25 protein-coding genes and 1 pseudogene are annotated in these 18,072 nt (G+C 42.3%); all 26 read right to left on the bottom strand.

Annotated elements, in window-relative coordinates; genetic code table 11:
• Positions 1-7: 7 nt before the first annotated feature.
• The gene (rpsE, locus tag HMPREF0666_RS10880; RefSeq protein WP_004361622.1) at positions 8-520 is read right to left on the bottom strand and encodes a 30S ribosomal protein S5; all 513 of its coding nucleotides are present in this window, start codon (positions 518-520) and stop codon (positions 8-10) included.
• Positions 521-526: 6 nt separating this feature from the next.
• Complete coding sequence (gene rplR / locus HMPREF0666_RS10875) at positions 527-871, bottom strand: 50S ribosomal protein L18 (RefSeq protein ID WP_009012403.1); 345 nt, start codon at positions 869-871, stop codon at positions 527-529.
• Between the two features lie 21 nt (positions 872-892).
• Positions 893-1,459, bottom strand: a complete 567-nt coding sequence (gene rplF, locus HMPREF0666_RS10870) for a 50S ribosomal protein L6 (protein ID WP_009012402.1) — start codon at positions 1,457-1,459, stop codon at positions 893-895.
• 14 nt (positions 1,460-1,473) lie between these two features.
• Positions 1,474-1,869, bottom strand: coding sequence for a 30S ribosomal protein S8 (gene rpsH / locus HMPREF0666_RS10865; RefSeq protein WP_004361620.1), 396 nt, complete (start codon positions 1,867-1,869; stop codon positions 1,474-1,476).
• Between the two features lie 125 nt (positions 1,870-1,994).
• On the bottom strand, positions 1,995-2,297 hold the full coding sequence (gene rpsN, locus HMPREF0666_RS10860) for a 30S ribosomal protein S14 (protein WP_004361619.1): 303 nt from the start codon (positions 2,295-2,297) through the stop codon (positions 1,995-1,997).
• Positions 2,298-2,302: 5 nt separating this feature from the next.
• Positions 2,303-2,857 carry a 50S ribosomal protein L5 gene (gene rplE, locus HMPREF0666_RS10855; RefSeq protein WP_009012401.1) on the bottom strand — a complete coding sequence of 185 codons (555 nt, stop codon included), beginning with the start codon at positions 2,855-2,857 and terminating at the stop codon, positions 2,303-2,305.
• Positions 2,857-3,174 carry a 50S ribosomal protein L24 gene (gene rplX / locus HMPREF0666_RS10850; protein ID WP_004383897.1) on the bottom strand — a complete coding sequence of 106 codons (318 nt, stop codon included), beginning with the start codon at positions 3,172-3,174 and terminating at the stop codon, positions 2,857-2,859. The genes rplE and rplX overlap by 1 nt, the downstream gene beginning before the upstream one ends.
• Positions 3,175-3,194: 20 nt before the next feature.
• A complete protein-coding gene (gene rplN, locus HMPREF0666_RS10845) occupies positions 3,195-3,560 on the bottom strand; it encodes a 50S ribosomal protein L14 (RefSeq protein ID WP_004352833.1) in 366 nt (121 codons plus the stop codon).
• A 2-nt stretch (positions 3,561-3,562) separates the two neighbouring features.
• Entirely contained in the window at positions 3,563-3,829 is a 267-nt protein-coding gene (gene rpsQ / locus HMPREF0666_RS10840; protein ID WP_004361615.1) for a 30S ribosomal protein S17, read from the bottom strand.
• 2 nt (positions 3,830-3,831) lie between these two features.
• Entirely contained in the window at positions 3,832-4,026 is a 195-nt protein-coding gene (gene rpmC, locus HMPREF0666_RS10835; protein ID WP_004361614.1) for a 50S ribosomal protein L29, read from the bottom strand.
• A 5-nt stretch (positions 4,027-4,031) separates the two neighbouring features.
• Positions 4,032-4,460 (bottom strand): 50S ribosomal protein L16, encoded by a 429-nt coding sequence (gene rplP / locus HMPREF0666_RS10830; RefSeq protein ID WP_004361613.1) that lies wholly within the window; start codon positions 4,458-4,460, stop codon positions 4,032-4,034.
• A 14-nt stretch (positions 4,461-4,474) separates the two neighbouring features.
• Positions 4,475-5,203, bottom strand: a complete 729-nt coding sequence (gene rpsC / locus HMPREF0666_RS10825) for a 30S ribosomal protein S3 (protein ID WP_004352815.1) — start codon at positions 5,201-5,203, stop codon at positions 4,475-4,477.
• A gap of 8 nt (positions 5,204-5,211) precedes the next feature.
• On the bottom strand, positions 5,212-5,625 hold the full coding sequence (gene rplV, locus HMPREF0666_RS10820) for a 50S ribosomal protein L22 (RefSeq protein ID WP_004383898.1): 414 nt from the start codon (positions 5,623-5,625) through the stop codon (positions 5,212-5,214).
• A gap of 35 nt (positions 5,626-5,660) precedes the next feature.
• Entirely contained in the window at positions 5,661-5,930 is a 270-nt protein-coding gene (gene rpsS, locus HMPREF0666_RS10815; RefSeq protein WP_004361611.1) for a 30S ribosomal protein S19, read from the bottom strand.
• A 22-nt stretch (positions 5,931-5,952) separates the two neighbouring features.
• Positions 5,953-6,780 (bottom strand): 50S ribosomal protein L2, encoded by an 828-nt coding sequence (gene rplB / locus HMPREF0666_RS10810; protein ID WP_004361610.1) that lies wholly within the window; start codon positions 6,778-6,780, stop codon positions 5,953-5,955.
• A 7-nt stretch (positions 6,781-6,787) separates the two neighbouring features.
• Positions 6,788-7,132, bottom strand: a complete 345-nt coding sequence (gene rplW / locus HMPREF0666_RS10805) for a 50S ribosomal protein L23 (protein ID WP_009012400.1) — start codon at positions 7,130-7,132, stop codon at positions 6,788-6,790.
• Positions 7,133-7,154: 22 nt separating this feature from the next.
• Positions 7,155-7,784: a 50S ribosomal protein L4 gene (gene rplD / locus HMPREF0666_RS10800; protein ID WP_004383901.1), complete on the bottom strand. Its 630-nt coding sequence runs from the start codon at positions 7,782-7,784 to the stop codon at positions 7,155-7,157.
• A complete protein-coding gene (rplC, locus tag HMPREF0666_RS10795; protein WP_009012399.1) occupies positions 7,784-8,398 on the bottom strand; it encodes a 50S ribosomal protein L3 in 615 nt (204 codons plus the stop codon). The genes rplD and rplC overlap by 1 nt, the downstream gene beginning before the upstream one ends.
• 71 nt (positions 8,399-8,469) lie before the next feature.
• Positions 8,470-8,775, bottom strand: a complete 306-nt coding sequence (rpsJ, locus tag HMPREF0666_RS10790) for a 30S ribosomal protein S10 (RefSeq protein WP_004352787.1) — start codon at positions 8,773-8,775, stop codon at positions 8,470-8,472.
• Between the two features lie 87 nt (positions 8,776-8,862).
• Positions 8,863-10,980, bottom strand: a complete 2,118-nt coding sequence (gene fusA, locus HMPREF0666_RS10785; protein ID WP_009012398.1) for an elongation factor G — start codon at positions 10,978-10,980, stop codon at positions 8,863-8,865.
• A gap of 28 nt (positions 10,981-11,008) precedes the next feature.
• Positions 11,009-11,485, bottom strand: coding sequence for a 30S ribosomal protein S7 (gene rpsG, locus HMPREF0666_RS10780; RefSeq protein ID WP_008821977.1), 477 nt, complete (start codon positions 11,483-11,485; stop codon positions 11,009-11,011).
• A gap of 220 nt (positions 11,486-11,705) precedes the next feature.
• Complete coding sequence (gene rpsL / locus HMPREF0666_RS10775) at positions 11,706-12,089, bottom strand: 30S ribosomal protein S12 (RefSeq protein ID WP_004335835.1); 384 nt, start codon at positions 12,087-12,089, stop codon at positions 11,706-11,708.
• A 213-nt stretch (positions 12,090-12,302) separates the two neighbouring features.
• On the bottom strand, positions 12,303-12,689 hold the full coding sequence (locus HMPREF0666_RS10770) for a DUF1634 domain-containing protein (RefSeq protein ID WP_009012397.1): 387 nt from the start codon (positions 12,687-12,689) through the stop codon (positions 12,303-12,305).
• A gap of 1 nt (position 12,690) precedes the next feature.
• Complete coding sequence (locus HMPREF0666_RS10765; RefSeq protein WP_009012396.1) at positions 12,691-13,527, bottom strand: sulfite exporter TauE/SafE family protein; 837 nt, start codon at positions 13,525-13,527, stop codon at positions 12,691-12,693.
• Between the two features lie 199 nt (positions 13,528-13,726).
• Positions 13,727-14,647, bottom strand: a pseudogene (locus HMPREF0666_RS16720) (hypothetical protein).
• 602 nt (positions 14,648-15,249) lie between these two features.
• A complete protein-coding gene (locus HMPREF0666_RS10745) occupies positions 15,250-17,562 on the bottom strand; it encodes an RHS repeat-associated core domain-containing protein (RefSeq protein ID WP_157600274.1) in 2,313 nt (770 codons plus the stop codon).
• Positions 17,563-18,072 lie beyond the last annotated feature (510 nt).

The following is an 18,072-nucleotide window of genomic DNA, read 5'->3' as shown; positions in this document are numbered from 1 at the left end:
CCTAAAATTAACCGTTAAATACTTTATCCATACTGATACCACGCTCACCTGCGATTGTATATGCATCACGCATATCAGCGAGGGCAGCAATAGTAGCCTTCACAAGGTTATGAGGGTTAGAAGAACCCTTTGACTTTGCAATCACATCAGTAACACCTGCACTCTCAAGAACAGCACGCATAGCACCACCGGCCTTCAAACCAGTACCGGCTGCAGCTGGCTTAAGGAGAACATGAGCACCGCTGAAGCGAGCTTCTGCCTCATGAGGAACAGTACCCTTCAAAACAGGAACCTTAACAAGGTTCTTCTTTGCTGAATCTGTACCTTTCTGGATAGCAGCAGTTACCTCACCAGCCTTACCAAGACCCCAGCCAATAACGCCCTTACCGTCACCTACAACGACGATAGCTGCGAATGTGAAAGTACGACCACCCTTTGTAACCTTAGTTACGCGGTTGATAGCAACCAAGCGATCTTTCAGTTCTACATCACTATTTACTTTTACTCTATTCATTGCCATAATCGTTTAGAATTTAAGTCCTCCCTCACGTGCTGCATCAGCCAAAGCCTGTACACGTCCGTGATAGAGATAACCGTTACGGTCAAAAACAACCTGCTCTACGCCAGCAGCCTTAGCATCCTCAGCAACAAGTGCACCTACCTTCTTAGCCTGATCAATCTTAGCCATCTTCTCAAGGCCAAGTGAAGAAGCAGAAGCGAGGGTTGTTCCTGTCAGATCGTTAATAACCTGTGCATAAATCTGCTTATTACTGCGGAAAACGCTCAAGCGTGGGCGCTCTGCAGTACCGTTCACACTCTTACGAATGCGGAACTTTATCTTAATTCTTCTTTGTTCTTTCTTTGTTGTCATAATCGTAATGATGTATTAAAGTTACTTAGCTGCAGCTGTCTTACCAGACTTTCTGCGAATAACCTCACCCTGGAACAGGACACCCTTACCCTTGTAAGGCTCAGGCTTACGGAAAGAACGAATCTTTGCACAGATGAGACCAAGCAGCTGCTTGTCAGCTGATTCAAGAGTGATGATTGGATTCTGGTTACGCTCGCTCTTTGTCTCAACCTTAACTTCTGAAGGAAGCTGAATAAAGATTGGGTGAGTATAACCAAGAGAGAACTCTACCAAGTTGCCCTGGTTAGAAACACGATAACCTACACCAACAAGTTCCAATGTCTTTTTGTAACCCTCACTTACACCAACAACCATGTTGTTAACAAGTGAACGATAAAGACCGTGGAAAGCCTGCTTCTGCTTGTAGTTTACTGGGCTATTCTCATCAATTTCGAATGTTACCTGACCGTCCTCGATGATGGTCTTAATAGAAGAATCTACCTTCTGAGAAAGCTCACCCTTAGGACCCTTTACTGTAACAACACCATTATTAAGAGCAACTGTAACGCCAGCTGGAACACTAATTGGCAATTTTCCTATTCTTGACATATTCAATCCTCCAATTAATAAACGTAGCAAAGGACCTCACCACCAATCTTCTCAGCAGCAGCCTCTTTGTCTGTCATTACACCTTTAGACGTGGAAAGAATTGCAATTCCAAGTCCGTTAATTACTCTCGGCATGTCTTTGTAACCAGTATACTGGCGAAGACCTGGGGTAGAAACACGCTTCAATTTCTTGATAGCGCTCTGCTTTGTTACAGGGTCGTATTTCAATGCGACCTTGATTGAGCCTTGGGGACCATCCTCGATGAACTTGTAGTTCAAGATGTAACCCTTCTCGAAGAGAATCTTTGTAATAGACTTCTTCAAGTTAGACGCAGGAACCTCAACAACACGGTGATGAGCCATGATTGCGTTTCTGAGTCTTGTCAGATAATCTGCTATTGGATCTGTCATAAAATATAAATGTTTAATTAATCGGGACTACCCCGACAATATTAAAAAATCGCTTGAAAGCGGATAATGAGCTGCAAAGATACAAAATCTTTTTCACAATTCACTATCCGCGTCGATATATTTGTTTACCAGCTTGCCTTCTTTACACCTGGAATGAGTCCCTGAGATGCCATCTCACGGAACTGAATACGAGAGAGACCAAACTGACGAATGTATCCCTTTGGACGTCCAGTAATCTTACAACGATTATGTAGACGAATAGGATTAGCATTCTTTGGAATAGACTGCAACTTACGAGCAGCCTCATAAGCCTCTTCAGGATCATTTGAAGTAGCGATAATCTTTTTCAGAGCTGCGCGTTTCTCAGCATAACGAGCTACAAGCTTTGCACGCTTTACCTCGCGAGCTTTCATTGATTCTTTTGCCATATCAATTAATCGTTTTTAGCATTCTTGAATGGAAGTCCGAAGCCCTTCAGCAAAGCATATCCTTCTTCATCAGTCTTAGCAGATGTTACGAAGGTGATGTTCATACCCTGGATACGGTCAACCTGATCGATATTAATCTCTGGGAAAATAATCTGCTCGGTAATACCGAGAGTATAATTTCCACGACCATCGAACTTGCTCTCGATACCCTTGAAGTCACGAATACGTGGCAAAGATACGCGAACGAACTTCTCGAGGAACTCATACATACGCTCACGACGCAGAGTTACCATTACGCCGATAGGCATCTTCTTACGCAGTTTGAAGTTTGCAATATCCTTCTTTGAATAAGTTGCAACAGCCTTCTGACCTGTAATAGAAGAAATCTCGTTAACAGCAACTTCAATAAGTTTCTTATCCTGAGTTGCATCACCAAGACCCTGATTGATAACAATCTTCTTCAAAACAGGCACCTGCATAGCTGAAGAATAGTTGAACTGCTTCTGCAAAGCAGGAACAATCTGCTCCTTATACTGTTTCTTTAACTGAGCTGTATTCATTACTTAATTTCCTCCCCTGACTTTTTAGCGATACGCTTAACAGTCTTGCCTTCACGCTCAATCTTGATACGTGTAGCCTTACCGCTCTTCGGATCGATGAGACTTAAATTTGAGATATGAATTGCAGCCTCCTGCTTAATGATACCACCCTGTGGGTTAGCAGCAGAAGGTTTTGTGCTTTTAGAGACCATATTCAAGCCCTCTACAATAGCACGTTCCTTATCTGCGATGACCTTAAGCACCTTTCCAGTCTTGCCCTTATCTGCACCAGCAAGAACAATGACCTGATCGTCTTTCTTTATATGGAATTTTGCCATTTTATTATTCAATTTAATAATTAAAGAACCTCAGGTGCCAAAGAAACGACCTTCATGTTCACTGCACGCAGCTCACGAGCAACAGGACCGAAGATACGGCTACCACGAATTTCGCCTGCGTTGTTCAGTAATACACATGCATTATCATCGAAGCGGATGTATGAACCATCAGCACGACGAATCTCCTTCTTTGTGCGAACGATCAAAGCCTTTGATACTGCACCCTTTTTCAATTCACTTGATGGGATGACGTTTTGTACAGCAACTACGATAACGTCACCAACACTTGCGTAACGACGGCCAGTACCACCGAGTACACGAATGCACTTAGCTTCACGAGCACCGCTGTTATCACATACTGTAAGTTTTGATTCTGTCTGTATCATAATTACTTAGCTTTTTCTACGATTTGAACTAATCTCCATCTCTTTGTCTTAGAAAGAGGACGAGTCTCCATAATGAGTACTGTATCACCTACATTTGCCTCATTCTTCTCGTCATGAGCATGGTACTTCTTTGTCTTCTGGACAAACTTACCATAAATAGGGTGCTTCTCTTTGAACTTAGCTGCAATAACGATGGTTTTATCCATTTTGTTGCTGATAACGACACCCTGTCTTACTTTTCTTAAATTTCTTGTTTCCATCTGGACCATTGTTATTTATTAAGTTCTCTCTGAGAAAGTTCTGTTTTCATACGTGCAATATCACGACGAGCGGCCTTAATCTGAGATGGATTCTCAAGTGGAGTAATCTGATGATTCAGCTTCATTTTTGCAAGAGCTGTCTCAGCATTCTCAATCTTCTCAACCAAATCCTTGGTCTCGAGTTCTTTTACTTCTTTAATCTTCATCTTTCTTAAGCGTTTTTATCGAAATCACGTCTAACAATAAACTTTGTCTTAACAGGCAGCTTCTGTGCAGCGAGACGAAGTGCCTCCTTTGCAATATCAAAGCTTACGCCCTCTACTTCAAAGAGAACACGACCTGGAGTAACTGGTGCAACCCATCCTGCTGGATCACCCTTACCTTTACCCATACGAACATCGGCAGGCTTACGAGTGATTGGTTTATCAGGGAAGATGCGGATCCAGACCTGGCCCTGACGGTTCATATAGCGGTTTACTGCTATACGAGCGGCCTCAATCTGACGGCTGTCGATCCACTTAGCCTCAAGTGTCTTGATGCCGAATGAGCCGAAAGCCAGCTGTGTACCTCTGTGGGCGTTGCCTTTGTTGCCACGTCCGTCTTGAGGTCTTCTATATTTTACTCTTTTTGGCTGTAACATGATAGCTTCTTCTTTTAACGGTTATTGTTTCTTCTACGATTACCTCTTCCAGAACGGCCACCATTGTTAGAACGGCCATTGCTCTTCTCTTGAGTAAAGTTAGGTGTAAGATCTACCTTGTTGTAAACTTCACCACGGCAAATCCATACCTTGATACCCAACAGACCTACCTTAGTAAGGGCTTCTGTCTGACAATAATCGATGTCTGCACGGAATGTATGTAGAGGAGTACGTCCCTCTTTGAACATTTCCTTACGAGCCATTTCGGCACCGTTCAGACGACCTGTAATTTGAACTTTGATACCTTCAGCACCAGCACGCATAGTGTTAGCAACTGCCATCTTGATAGCACGACGGTAAGCTATCTTACCCTCTACCTGGCGAGCGATATTGTTACCAACGATGTTTGCATCAAGTTCAGGTTTCTTAACCTCGAAGATATTAATCTGAATCTCCTTCTTGAAAAGATTCTTCAACTCTTCCTTAAGCTTATCAACATCCTGACCACCTTTACCGATAACGATACCCGGACGAGCGGTGCAAATAGTAATGGTGACGAGCTTCAATGTGCGCTCAATGACAATACGGGAAACGCTTGCTTTTTCCAAACGCTTGTTCAGGTAAGTACGAATCTTACGATCTTCTACGAGATTATCCCCGAAATTCTTGCCACCGAACCAATTTGACTCCCAACCGCGGATGATACCAAGACGGTTGCTAATTGGATTAACTTTCTGTCCCATTCTACTATTTATTTATCATCATTATTAGCGTCATTCTTTGAATCAACGAAAAGAGTGACGTGGTTAGAACGTTTGCGGATTCTGTAGCCACGGCCCTGTGGTGCAGGACGCATGCGCTTCATTGTAACACCTTCATCTACGAAGATCTTAGAGATAAAAAGTTCACCGTCTTCAGCCTTGCGGTCATTCTTTGTCTCCCAGTTGTTAATAGCAGAACGCAGAAGTTTCTCAACATTCTGGGCAGCTGCCTTCTTGGAGAATCTCAGTACGCCAAGGGCACGATTGACTTCCATACCACGAACCATGTCTACAACATAGCGCATCTTACGTGGAGAAGAAGGACAGTCCTTGAGCTTTGCAAAATACTGGCTTCTCAAAGCTTCTTTACGAGCTTCAGCCTTTATATGTTTTCTTGCTCCCATTATATTTTCTATTTTCTAAATGGATTATGACCTGCTTACCTCTTATTATTACCAGAGTGACCACCGAAACGGCGTGTAGGGCTGAACTCACCGAGCTTATGACCTACCATGTTCTCAGTAATGTAAACAGGGATAAATTTATTTCCGTTATGAACTGCAACAGTGTGACCCACAAAATCAGGGGAAATCATTGATGCTCTGGCCCATGTCTTTACTACATTCTGCTTACCACTCTCATTCATAGCAAGAATCTTCTTCTCGAGTGATACGTTAATGTATGGACCTTTTTTTAATGAACGACTCATAATTTACTCTTAATTACTTTGATTACTTCTTGTTAGCTCTCTCAATAATGTACTTGTTTGAAAGCTTCTTAGGTGCACGAGTCTTAAGACCCTTAGCGTACAAGCCCTTACGTGAACGTGGATGACCACCAGACTGGCGACCTTCACCACCACCCATTGGGTGATCAACAGGGTTCATAACAACACCACGGTTGTGAGGACGACGACCCAACCAACGAGAGCGACCAGCCTTACCAGACTGCTCAAGAGCGTGGTCAGAGTTACCTACACTACCTACAGTTGCCTTACAAGCTGACAAAATCTGGCGAGTTTCACCAGAAGGGAGCTTGATAACACAATAACTGCCTTCACGAGAAGTAAGCTGAGCAAAATTACCAGCCGAACGAACGAGCAATGCACCCTGTCCTGGACGTAACTCAATGTTATGAATTACAGTACCAACAGGAATATTAGCCAAAGGAAGAGCGTTACCAACCTCAGGTGCTGCCTCAGCACCAGACATCAGTGTTGCACCAACCTGCAGTCCGTTAGGAGCAATAATGTAACGTTTTTCACCATCAGCATAGTATAACAGCGCAATGCGAGCTGATCTGTTAGGATCATACTCGATTGTCTTCACTACAGCTGGAACACCATCTTTCTCTCGCTTGAAGTCGATAAGACGATACTTCTTCTTGTGACCACCGCCCATATAGCGGACAGTCATCTTACCGGTGTTGTTTCGACCACCGGTAGAACGTTTACCGTAAACGAGAGACTTCTCTGGCACGGATGCAGTAATATCCTCGAACGTGCCAATAACCTTGTGTCTTTGTCCCGGAGTAACCGGGTTTAATTTACGTACTGCCATTTTTTATTTAAATATTGCTATAAAAATCGATTGAATCGCCATTCTTCAAAGTGACGATAGCCTTCTTGAATGCGTTCTTCTGTCCTTTCACAAGACCTGCCTTGGTATAACGTGCTTGACGCTTACCTGCGTAACGAACGGTATTCACATCTACTACTGTAACGTTGTATAAAGCCTCAACTTCTTTCTTAATCTCAAGCTTGTTGGCCTCAGGCTTAACAATAAAACCATACTTTGGCTGCGCCAAAATAGTTCTCTTCTCACCCTTGTGCTTTACAACCTTATCCTCAGAAGACTTGTCTGTCAACTTGGTCATCTTTTCAGTGACCACTGGTTTAATGATAAATCCCATAATTCTTCTTGTCTCCTAATTATTACTTGGTTAAGATTTCGTCAATAACCTTCAGAGAGTTTTCTGTGATAACTACTACATCAGCATTCAAAACTTTGTATGAATTTACCTGTGAAGCAGTCATAACCTCAGCCTTCTGCAGATTACGAGCTGACAAATATACGTTTTTCTCTACTTCTGGCAAAACAAGAAGGACTTTCTTGCTATCAACTTTAAGATTTTTTGCAATGTTTACGAAATCTTTAGTCTTTGGAGCGTCAAGATTGAAATCTTCAACAACAACGATAGCATTATCCTGTGCTTTATAAGCCAATGCAGACTTACGAGCAAGAACCTTTACCTTCTTATTCAGCTTGAAGCTGTAATCGCGTGGCTTAGGACCGAATACACGACCACCACCTACGAGGACTGGAGAATTGATATCACCACGACGAGCACCGCCGCCGCCCTTCTGACGACCCAACTTACGAGTAGAACCAGCGTGCTCACTTCTTTCCTTTGACTTAGCTGTACCCTGACGCTGATCAGCGAGATACTGCTTAACTGCGAGATAGAGGACGTGATCGTTAGGCTCAATTCCGAAGATATTCTCGTTAAGAGTTACCTTACGGCCGGTCTCCTGACCTTTGATATCTAATACGTTAATATCCATTACTTCTTAATTATTACGGTTGAACCATTACATCCAGCAACACTACCCTTAACAAGGATTAGATTGTGCTCTGGAATAACCTTTAACACCTGAAGGTTCTGAGTTGTTACTCTGTCGCCTCCCATCTGGCCGCCCATGCGCATGCCCTTGAAGACCTTAGCTGGGTAAGAACAAGCACCAATAGAACCCGGCTTACGTGCGCGGTCATCCTGACCGTGAGTAGACTGACCTACACCACCGAATCCGTGACGCTTAACAACACCCTGGAAACCTTTACCCTTAGATGTACCTACAACGTCTACGAACTTAGCATTGTTGAACAATTCAACAGTAATAGTGTCACCGAGGTTATATTCCTCGTCAAACTTGAACTCGGCCAAGTGCTTCTTTGGTGTTGTGCCGGCTTTCTTAAAGTGTCCCTGCTGTGGCTTAGAAGTTCTCTTCTCTTTAGCCTCGCCGAAACCTAACTGAACAGCCTTGTAACCATCCTTTTCTACAGTTTTAACCTGGGTTACAACACAAGGACCAGCTTCGATAACAGTGCACGGAACATTCTTACCGTCGGCACTGAAAACGGATGTCATTCCGATTTTCTTTCCTAATAATCCTGGCATTTCAATTAATGATTTTAAAATGAATGTAAATGCTTTTTTGTATTAATTTGTTTCTTATTGTCAACAGATGACTACACCTTGATTTCAACCTCAACACCTGAAGGCAACTCAAGCTTCATCAAAGCGTCAACAGTCTTTGCTGTAGAGCTATAAATATCAATGAGACGCTTGAAATCTGAGAGCTGGAACTGCTCACGTGACTTCTTGTTAACGAATGTAGAGCGGTTTACAGTGTAAATACGCTTGTGTGTTGGCAATGGAATAGGACCGCTAACAATAGCACCTGTTGCCTTTACAGCCTTCACAATCTTCTCTGCTGACTTGTCAACCAACTGGTGGTCGTAAGACTTCAGCTTAATACGAATCTTCTGACTCATGTGTAATTTATTATTTATTATTAATATACATAAAGGTTGCTCCCTCATAAGAGTCATTCGCTATGAGAGAGCATTTCCTTATATTCTTTACTTAACGAGGTCTGAATTACCCTTCAACTCATCAAGAATCTCCTTTGCAAGAGAACTTGATACTGGTGAGTGGTGATCATACTCCATAGAAGAAGTAGCACGACCAGAGGTAATTGTACGGAGAGCAGTTACGTAACCAAACATCTCTGCCAATGGAACCATAGCCTTAACGATACGAGCACCGCTACGAGCTTCTTCCATACCCTGTACAAGACCACGACGCTTGTTCAAGTCACCGATAACATCACCCATGTTCTCCTCTGGAGTAACAACCTCTACCTTCATGATAGGCTCCATAAGAACAGGACCAGCCTTAGGACAAAGAACCTTGAATGCTTGATGAGCAACGAGTTCGAATGACAACTGATCAGAGTCAACTGGGTGGAAAGAACCATCAGTCAAAGTAACCTTAAGACCTGTCAATGGGAAACCACCGAGTACACCACTATTGAGACAGTCTTTGAAACCCTTCTCTACAGATGGAATAAACTCCTTAGGTACGTTACCACCCTTAACGACATTGATAAACTGCAAGTCGCCCTCTTCGTAATCCTCATCTTTTGGCTCGATTGTTACATCGATGCAAGCAAACTTACCACGACCACCAGACTGCTTCTTATAAGTCTCACGGCTCTGTGCAGCCTTTGTGATAGCCTCTTTATAGTTAACCTGTGGCTTACCCTGGTTACACTCTACCTTGAACTCACGCTTCAAACGGTCGATGATAATATCAAGGTGAAGCTCACCCATACCAGAGATAATAGTCTGACCACTCTGCTCGTCAGTACGAACGGTGAATGTTGGATCCTCCTCTGCAAGCTTAGCAAGACCATTGTCGAGCTTAGCAACGTCTGCCTGGCTCTTTGGCTCAACTGCAATAGAGATTACAGTATCAGGGAATGTGATAGACTCAAGGATGATTGGTGCATTCTCATCACAGAGGGTATCACCAGTACGAATATCCTTGAAACCTACACCAGCACCGATATCACCTGCGTCGATTGACTCCATAGGGATTTCCTTATTAGAGTTCATCTGGAACAGACGGCTGATACGCTCCTTCTTACCAGAACGTGTATTGAAAACATAAGATCCAGCAGAAACCTTACCTGAGTAGACACGGAAGAACACCAAACGGCCCATGAAAGGATCGGTAGCAATCTTAAATGCCAAAGCTGCAGTAGGCTCATTCTCACTTGGCTTACGAGACTCTTCTTCTTCTGTGTCTGGATTAACACCTACAATAGCTGGTGTATCCAATGGTGAAGGCAAGAAAGCACAAACGTAGTCGAGAAGTGGCTGTACACCCTTGTTCTTGTAAGAAGAACCGAGGAGCATTGGGCAGCATTCCATTGAGATACAACCCTTACGAATAGCTGCAATAAGTTTATCCTCTGGAATATCCTGACCTTCAAGATACATCTCCATCAACTCATCATCGTAGTTAGCTGCACCCTCGAGCAACTTCTCACGCCACTCTGCAGCCTCATCAGCGAGATCAGCTGGAATTTCTTCGATGTCGTATTCAGCACCCATAGTCTCATCGTGCCACAAGATAGCCTTCATCTTGATGAGGTCTATAACACCCTTGAAATTCTCCTCTGCACCGATAGGAATCTGAATAGCGATTGGGTTAGCACCAAGAATATCCTTCATCTGCTGTACTGTCTCGTAGAAGTCAGCACCAGAGCGGTCCATCTTGTTTACATAACCAATACGTGGAACATTGTACTTATCAGCCTGGCGCCATACAGTCTCTGACTGTGGCTGAACACCATCAGCTGCAGAATAAGTAGCAACTGCACCATCAAGAACACGAAGTGAACGCTCTACCTCAGCAGTAAAGTCAACGTGTCCCGGAGTATCAATCAAGTTAATCTTATAAGACTTGCCAAGGTAGTTCCAGTTACATGTTGTTGCAGCTGATGTGATAGTGATACCACGCTCCTGCTCCTGTGCCATCCAGTCCATGGTAGCAGCACCATCATGCACCTCACCAATCTTGTGAGTCTTACCTGTATAAAAAAGAATACGTTCAGATGTTGTCGTCTTACCGGCATCGATGTGTGCCATAATACCGATATTACGAGTCAAATGTAAATCGTGATTTGCCATTTCCTTTTACCTTATTATAATAACTTGATTAGAATCTGAAGTGAGCAAATGCACGGTTAGCCTCAGCCATGCGGTGCATATCTTCCTTACGCTTGTAAGCACCACCCTGGTTATTGAAAGCATCCATAATCTCTGATGCGAGCTTGTCAGCCATGCTCTTACCACCACGCTTACGTGCGAAAGCAATCATATTCTTCATAGACACACTTTCCTTACGATCAGGACGAATCTCTGTTGGTACCTGGAAAGTAGCACCACCGATACGACGGCTCTTCACCTCTACCTGTGGAGTAATGTTGTCAAGAGCCTGCTTCCACACCTCAAGTGGAGACTTCTCTTCATCCTTCATCTTACCACCTACGATATCGAGGGCTGCATAGAAGATTTCGTATGAGGTATTCTTCTTACCGTCATACATCAAATGATTTACGAACTTTGATACCTTCTGATCGTTGAACTTTGGATCTGGAAGGATTACACGCTTCTTTGGTTTTGCTTTTCTCATTTTTTATTTTAAACTTTAATTCTGCGGAGGCTGTCGTCTTTCGTTCTTCAACACCCTCTCTTGGGTATTTACTCAACCTTTGTGATTACAAATCTCCAGCAAAACTGTTTGTTTTTAGTTTGTTCTTTTTGAAAGAGCCTTGGAGCATCGACCATCACCGGCCGTTGCACCTCGGCTTTATGGATTGAAGTTTCTTTGTTGCCTTTGCACAACGCAGATATTACTTCTTAGCTGCCTTTGGACGCTTAGCACCGTACTTAGAACGACGCTGTGTACGATTAGCAACGCCAGCGGTATCAAGAGTACCACGAACAATATGATAACGTACACCAGGAAGGTCCTTTACACGACCACCACGAACGAGAACAATACTGTGCTCCTGCAAGTTGTGACCCTCTCCTGGGATGTAAGAGTTAACTTCCTTCTGGTTGGTCAAACGAACACGGGCAACCTTACGCATTGCCGAATTAGGCTTCTTAGGAGTTGTTGTGTAAACACGAACACAAACGCCACGACGCTGTGGACAGTTGTCCAAAGCCGGAGACTTGCTCTTGTCTACGATATCCTTTCTGCCTTTTCTTACTAATTGTGAAATAGTAGGCATAATTTTACTTTTTATTGTTATATATTTATTTTGTTTATTTTCAATCCACTACAAACAAGTGCGATATAACCCAAAAGCCTATAATTCACACTGTTGTTTCGGGTTGCAAAGGTACAAATATTCCCTCAAACGACCTAATAATAAGAAAGATAATAAGCTCGCAAAACACTTTTATTAACAATAAATAACTTTTTACTTATTATTTAACATTACTCATCCCACTCCAACAAGCGAGTTCATGACAATTATGAGGAGAACTATCCCCGTTATGACGACATAAAGCCAGTCACGTTGAATGCTGAAATCTACCAAAGATAATACAACACGCATTACTGGTGTGAGCATGAGAACGACTACGCCTAATTGTACCCAACCTGCAGCTGACATCGCAAATACCGACTTGAAGATGCCTTCAAAGGTTGTATAACTTTCATCTCCTTTATAGAAAACCTTATAATCTGGTAATGCTGATCCCGAAGTACTTACAACATACCAGATACCGCCTATCAAGGCTATAATACATGCCGTAAAGACTCCAATACGCAAGGTGTTACCTATCAGAGTATTCATATCATTCTTAGTGTTTGTATTTTCTTCCATATTAGAACTTTCCTATTATACCATTATATATCATGTTTAATGCTGCCAGCAGTATGGCTACAGCAAATATCTTTCTCAACACTTTTACATCTAAGTGTTTCAGTAACTTTGCTCCACTCATTGCACCTGCTAACACACCTACCATTATTGGGAAGGCAAGACCTGGCTCTATATAACCACGCTGTAGATAAACGACGGCGGAGGTTACAGCTGTCACACCTATCATGAAATTACTCGTCGTTGTACTGACCTTAAATGGGACTTTCATACATCCGTCCATTGCTAAGACTTTCAACGCTCCACTACCAATTCCTAATAGTCCTGATAAGGCTCCAGCAAGTACCATCACAGAAAAGCCACCCGACACGTTGGTTAGCTCATATTTTTGCGACCTCCCTTCCTTCGTAGGATAGGAGCCAAAAAGCTTCAGTTTCATCGCTAACCGACTACCTTTTACATTGACATAATCGGCTTTCTGACGAAATTGTAAGGCTATTGTGAGAAGGAGAACTGCGCCGAAAACGATAGCTATACCATTGGTGGGCATCCACAAAGCAACTGCAGCTCCTATAACGGCACCAATACTTGTTGCTATCTCAAGAAACATTCCTAACCGGATATTGGTCATCCCTTCTTTTACATAAGCACTGGCCGAACCTGAAGAGGTTGCAATGGATGCTACTAAAGCTGCTCCAATAGCATAATGGAAATCGATACCGAAAACTAAAGTGAGCAGAGGAATAACTATTACTCCTCCTCCTAAACCTGTCAAGGAACCTAACAAACCAGCACAATAGGCACCTAATAATAATAGAATAGTAAATACAATAATACTCATTGAGATATTTTTTTTGTGCAAAAGTAAGTAATTAGTATGAAAATAAAGAGGCCTCATCAAAAAAACACATATAATTAATGTGTTTATTCTACCGATAGGAACTAACTGACGTTTCCCCCCCTAAAACACTGTCTTTTCCCATTCACCTTTGCTTGTCATCCCCCATATTCATTGACTTTTAACACATGGCTAATAGAAGTTATGCAGTCAGTCCATATACTTCATCCCACTTTTTCAATGCTTCAGCCATTACAAAGATTGTGCTCAGCTCTTTGTCGTTATCGCTGATTATAGCCATAAGGTATTGGGGCGTCACCCAAAGTGCTTCTCCTAAAATGCGAAGAATGTGCTCGATATAGGATAGAACTCGCTTCCATAACGTGAGTGCCACGAGAGCATTCTTCATATCAGAAAAGAGTTCACCCAAAATTTGATATTCTGTGCCCCCCTTTTCCAAAGCCAAGACGATATATGTAAGGTAACACAGCGTTGCATCGGCTATCTAACCATTAAAGTCGCAACCTTGATAAGCTCCTAATCCGAGATACTGCTTAGCCTCCTTGTTTTCCCTTTTCCTGATGCAGTAAAAAATCAAAGGGTATGATTGTATTACCGTCAAAGAATGCACAAAGTAATAGTTTATAACCAATACACACTTGCCTTTTACATGGATGAAAACAAGACTGAGACCCTCCACTCTCACACCACTCTTCTCAAGCACAGTATCATCTATAATGAAACATGTCGTGGTATTGGATTGAGGAGCTTCGCCATACTTACGCAAAAGGCACATATAACGCAGTACAAAGTGGTTCATCAAGCGTATCCAATCCATCTGCGGGCGAATCATCATCTGATAGAAACTGTTCTTACCATGATTTGAAAGCTCATATATCTTATGTTTGCATATACTATGGATGCTCTCACCGACAATGCGGAAGAGGCAAAGAGAAAGGATCAACTCCGAAGCCGAAACCCCGTCCTGTTTCTCCAATGAAAGGCGAGATAACAGGTGACCGATGCCAAACTTGCCAAAAAGATGAAACAAATCATCACTCATTCGAGTTTTAACACTCAAAAGTTTGGATAACTCACTTATTTTCTCTATTTTTGTTTCCATAACAGTTTTGTTGTTTTGTCTTTAAAATCAGTTGTTTGGCGATTACTAATTTACAAAGAAAATTCGACAAACTGTTATTTTTCTATCTATTTATTAGGGTGGGAAACTTTAGTTATTTATTTGCTTGTATTTTCTTTTCCAAACTGATATATTCAATTATATATATTCCTCTTATAGGTTCTTTCAGTTCCAATAAAACGTCATATAATTTAGTCATATCTTTATCTGCAATTAGAGAATATTGGGGTAAAGAATGAAATCTACCAAAATTATGCCCTTTGAATGTGAATAAAATTTTGTCTACTCTATTGTAGGTGTAACCATTCAAAGGAAGCCTATAAATCTCCGTCTTTCCATCAAACTTTGCTATAATAAAAAGTATAGAAAACACGAAGAAATATAGGTGTACAATTGTCTTGGCAATAGAAGTCAGATTAAATTTCAAATTCAAGGTGAAATATAAAACTAAATCAATTAACAATGCTACACATAGGATAACCAAATAATACCAAAGATGAATTACAAGTGTGCAGTAGTAATAATAAGCACAAATAAAGATAATGAGAGAAAATATAATTTTCCGTATAGTTAATTCTTTCATTTTATTTATTATTATTATTAGACGTTTTATTATCTGGTCTTTCAGATACTTTTTCAAATACCAAATCACCTCCTGCTACAACAAGATTCTTTTTAGTAACCGCTTTTGCATATTTACGAACATCTCCTCTATATCTATCTTTCGCAATTTTTACCCTAGACGCATCACTCTTCAGTCGAGTTTCAGATTTTCCTGCTTTTTGATTTCTTTTCAACTTATTAAGCGCAGTATATAATTTTTTATTGCTGCGTTCTAATCCACTGAGCAACTCATTTGCTCTTTTCTCCATTCTTTTGTCTAATAATGTTGAGAAAGTAGCAGAAATAAACTCTTCAGTTAAATCTATTTTATTAAAGTCTTTCCCTTTTTCAATGTCACCAATGATATTGGTAATCATAGTCCGAGCAACATCTATTGCAAATCGTCCCGCTTTACTATTTGCAATTTTTCCTATTGTTTTTGTTGTCCCTGCACCATCAACAAGCAAGGAGATAGCTGCCGTAGAAATACCATCAAAAGCTGCAGCTCCCCAACGGACATGGCTAAAAGCTGTTTTATAATCCATACCTTCAAAAATCCAGTTGGAAATAAAATCTACTCCAGCGGACACAACAAAGGCACTAATGCCTTCCACCGCAGCTCCTATTGGTGAATTACCATCAGGATCAAGAAGTTTTATAGGATTATTAAAAGTATAACAATATCCAGTAACGTTAGGATATTTTTCTGTCAAAGCATCTACCCCATACCATAAACTCGTGACTGGATTCATGTACCTTGCACCGTAATAATACAAGCCTGTTTCCTCATCGAACTGTTTGCCGTTGAACTTGTATGGCAGGTCTTCGCTTGATGAGTGCTCGTCTACGAGGAGTTCTCCGTATGGTAAGTAGGCATCATACTGTGTGATGTTGGCTTTATCATCTGTGATGTAAGATGTACTACCGAGGTGGTCACTGTGATAGAAGAAGGTTTCTTCTTTTGTAGTGTCGTTGGCAATGTAGCCATAACCAGCCTGCGGGTCATCAGGGTTACTCGGGTCGTTCCATGAGATTGGAGCGCCGGGGTTGGTGCCAGGTGTCGTGTTAGGATGTGGAGTCTGAATCCAACCCTGTGGGACATCATGGTTACCGAGTTCTGTGAGGACGGCATTATAACCAACACCCGTGTTCTCCGGATCACCATACGCACCCTTCTCTGTAGGTACACCTGGAGCTACACCCACCTTCTTATAATATGCCTCCTTCTGTGTCTGAATCTGATTCATACGTTCCGCATAATCCTGCTGACCAGCCGTTACGTATGAACCGTTGCGTCCATAGACGTTGTTAAACAGACCTGTTCCTATCCTTGAAGCAACTCGTTTGTCACCAAGGAAGTAATGCTTTGTAAAGCGATTCTTATTTACAGAGAGGATACTTGCAGGATAGAGCGTGAAGTTATCCGTCTCATGGAAGGTAATACCTTGCGGTGCACCATTAATATACACACCTTCCATCGTACCGTAACTCTTCATGATGCGTTCACCAGCAGCATTGTAAGTGTATCGGCTTGTCTTACCGTTATCGCTTAAGACCATCAGGCGGTTATCCTCATCCCAATACATCTCACGGGTAGTGTTCGTTGAGTCATTTGTCACCAACACAGGATTACCGTTGGCATCGTATGTGTAATGGTCGTGACCAATCTGCGTTGGAGCTGTCGGGTGGTTACTGTCCTCATACTTATAAGCAAAGTTATAAGACTTGGCAGTCGTCGTTGAGTCCACCTTCTGCACCTTTGTGAGCGGTTCACTCATCCGTCCGAACGACATCACCATATCATACGATGCACGCTTAGCCTTACCGCTTGCATGAATAAGACGGTTCAGCTCATCATACTCATACGTATGCGAACTCCTTCCTCCCAGCTTCGCCTTATTGAGTTTCGTCAGCGACGTTGGGTTGGCAGCATTCGTAATACCGAGGATATTATCCACAGCATCATACTGATACCTGTTCTCCATCACAGTCTGACCATCCGCTGTAAGGTTCATCACCTGCAGACGTTCACGCTGCTTGTCATATGTATAGGTGGTCTCCGTGCCATTACCGAGCTTCGTATAGACCGTATGACCCTCCTTATCGTAACCTATCCTGTCAACAATAACGCTCTGTCGTCCCTGTCTATTGCTCGTCATACTCTCCACCTGTCCTGCAGCATTGTAATGGTAGGTAACCACTTCACCGTCAGGATAAGTCATCGTCTGCACACGGTTCCAACTATCATACGTAGCACCATAGACATAAGTCCTGATATCTGCCACACTCGCCATGACTGTACGGACGGTCTTCGTCACCTCACCCTGCTTGCCGTAGTAATAGGCCTCACCGCCACTCGCATCCTCAACGAGGGCAAGACGACCAGCACGGTTATACTTATCGCCAGCCTTACCATAGGTATAAGTAACACGGTTGAAGAGGTTTTCTGGATAAAGCACCTCATGAAGCCGTTCGAAGTCGTAGGTGTAAGAGATGTAACCCTTGTCAGATATCGACTTCCTAAGCTCTGCCGTGAGCTTCGTCAGGAGGTTACCTGCTGCATCATAGGTCATGTTATAGCCTGATGGCTTGTCACCGTTATACGTAGTTAAACGGAAGTGTACAACTGCAAATATACAACTTTATTTTGTAAATGGGTCTTTAGATCATGGGAAAACGGGGATGGATAGGGTGTTGTGCGTGTAAATGTAACCAAACGAAAAGTATCAAAACCCCTAATTAAGTTTAATTTTAGTTGCTGTCACTTTTAACACTTCGTGTAATGGGTTTATATTCAGACGGTT

The sequence above is a fragment of the Prevotella sp. C561 genome (assembly GCF_000224595.1).
GTDB lineage: Bacteria > Bacteroidota > Bacteroidia > Bacteroidales > Bacteroidaceae > Prevotella > Prevotella jejuni.
This window is presented reverse-complemented; position numbering and strand designations above follow the sequence as displayed.

Bases quoted from the DNA above. Each gene is read 5' to 3' on its own strand.
- rpsQ (WP_004361615.1), bottom strand. From the start codon at position 3,829: ATGGTCCAGATGGAAACAAGAAATTTAAGAAAAGTAAGACAGGGTGTC.
- rplB (WP_004361610.1), bottom strand. From the start codon at position 6,780: ATGGCAGTACGTAAATTAAACCCGGTTACTCCGGGACAAAGACACAAG.
- rpsJ (WP_004352787.1), bottom strand. From the start codon at position 8,775: ATGAGTCAGAAGATTCGTATTAAGCTGAAGTCTTACGACCACCAGTTG.
- HMPREF0666_RS10770 (WP_009012397.1), bottom strand. From the start codon at position 12,689: ATGGAAGAAAATACAAACACTAAGAATGATATGAATACTCTGATAGGT.
- rpsC (WP_004352815.1), bottom strand. From the start codon at position 5,203: ATGGGACAGAAAGTTAATCCAATTAGCAACCGTCTTGGTATCATCCGC.
- rpmC (WP_004361614.1), bottom strand. From the start codon at position 4,026: ATGAAGATTAAAGAAGTAAAAGAACTCGAGACCAAGGATTTGGTTGAG.
- rpsH (WP_004361620.1), bottom strand. From the start codon at position 1,869: ATGACAGATCCAATAGCAGATTATCTGACAAGACTCAGAAACGCAATC.
- HMPREF0666_RS10765 (WP_009012396.1), bottom strand. From the start codon at position 13,527: ATGAGTATTATTGTATTTACTATTCTATTATTATTAGGTGCCTATTGT.
- rplN (WP_004352833.1), bottom strand. From the start codon at position 3,560: ATGATACAGACAGAATCAAAACTTACAGTATGTGATAACAGCGGTGCT.
- rplW (WP_009012400.1), bottom strand. From the start codon at position 7,132: ATGGGATTTATCATTAAACCAGTGGTCACTGAAAAGATGACCAAGTTG.
- HMPREF0666_RS10745 (WP_157600274.1), bottom strand. From the start codon at position 17,562: ATGGCGAGTGTGGCAGATATCAGGACTTATGTCTATGGTGCTACGTAT.
- rpsE (WP_004361622.1), bottom strand. From the start codon at position 520: ATGGCAATGAATAGAGTAAAAGTAAATAGTGATGTAGAACTGAAAGAT.
- rplD (WP_004383901.1), bottom strand. From the start codon at position 7,784: ATGGATATTAACGTATTAGATATCAAAGGTCAGGAGACCGGCCGTAAG.
- rplR (WP_009012403.1), bottom strand. From the start codon at position 871: ATGACAACAAAGAAAGAACAAAGAAGAATTAAGATAAAGTTCCGCATT.
- rplP (WP_004361613.1), bottom strand. From the start codon at position 4,460: ATGTTACAGCCAAAAAGAGTAAAATATAGAAGACCTCAAGACGGACGT.
- rpsL (WP_004335835.1), bottom strand. From the start codon at position 12,089: ATGCCTACTATTTCACAATTAGTAAGAAAAGGCAGAAAGGATATCGTA.
- rpsN (WP_004361619.1), bottom strand. From the start codon at position 2,297: ATGGCAAAAGAATCAATGAAAGCTCGCGAGGTAAAGCGTGCAAAGCTT.
- rplC (WP_009012399.1), bottom strand. From the start codon at position 8,398: ATGCCAGGATTATTAGGAAAGAAAATCGGAATGACATCCGTTTTCAGT.
- fusA (WP_009012398.1), bottom strand. From the start codon at position 10,980: ATGGCAAATCACGATTTACATTTGACTCGTAATATCGGTATTATGGCA.
- rpsS (WP_004361611.1), bottom strand. From the start codon at position 5,930: ATGAGTCGTTCATTAAAAAAAGGTCCATACATTAACGTATCACTCGAG.
- rplV (WP_004383898.1), bottom strand. From the start codon at position 5,625: ATGGGAGCAAGAAAACATATAAAGGCTGAAGCTCGTAAAGAAGCTTTG.
- rplX (WP_004383897.1), bottom strand. From the start codon at position 3,174: ATGGCAAAATTCCATATAAAGAAAGACGATCAGGTCATTGTTCTTGCT.
- rpsG (WP_008821977.1), bottom strand. From the start codon at position 11,485: ATGAGAAAAGCAAAACCAAAGAAGCGTGTAATCCTTCCAGATCCAAAG.
- rplE (WP_009012401.1), bottom strand. From the start codon at position 2,857: ATGAATACAGCTCAGTTAAAGAAACAGTATAAGGAGCAGATTGTTCCT.
- rplF (WP_009012402.1), bottom strand. From the start codon at position 1,459: ATGTCAAGAATAGGAAAATTGCCAATTAGTGTTCCAGCTGGCGTTACA.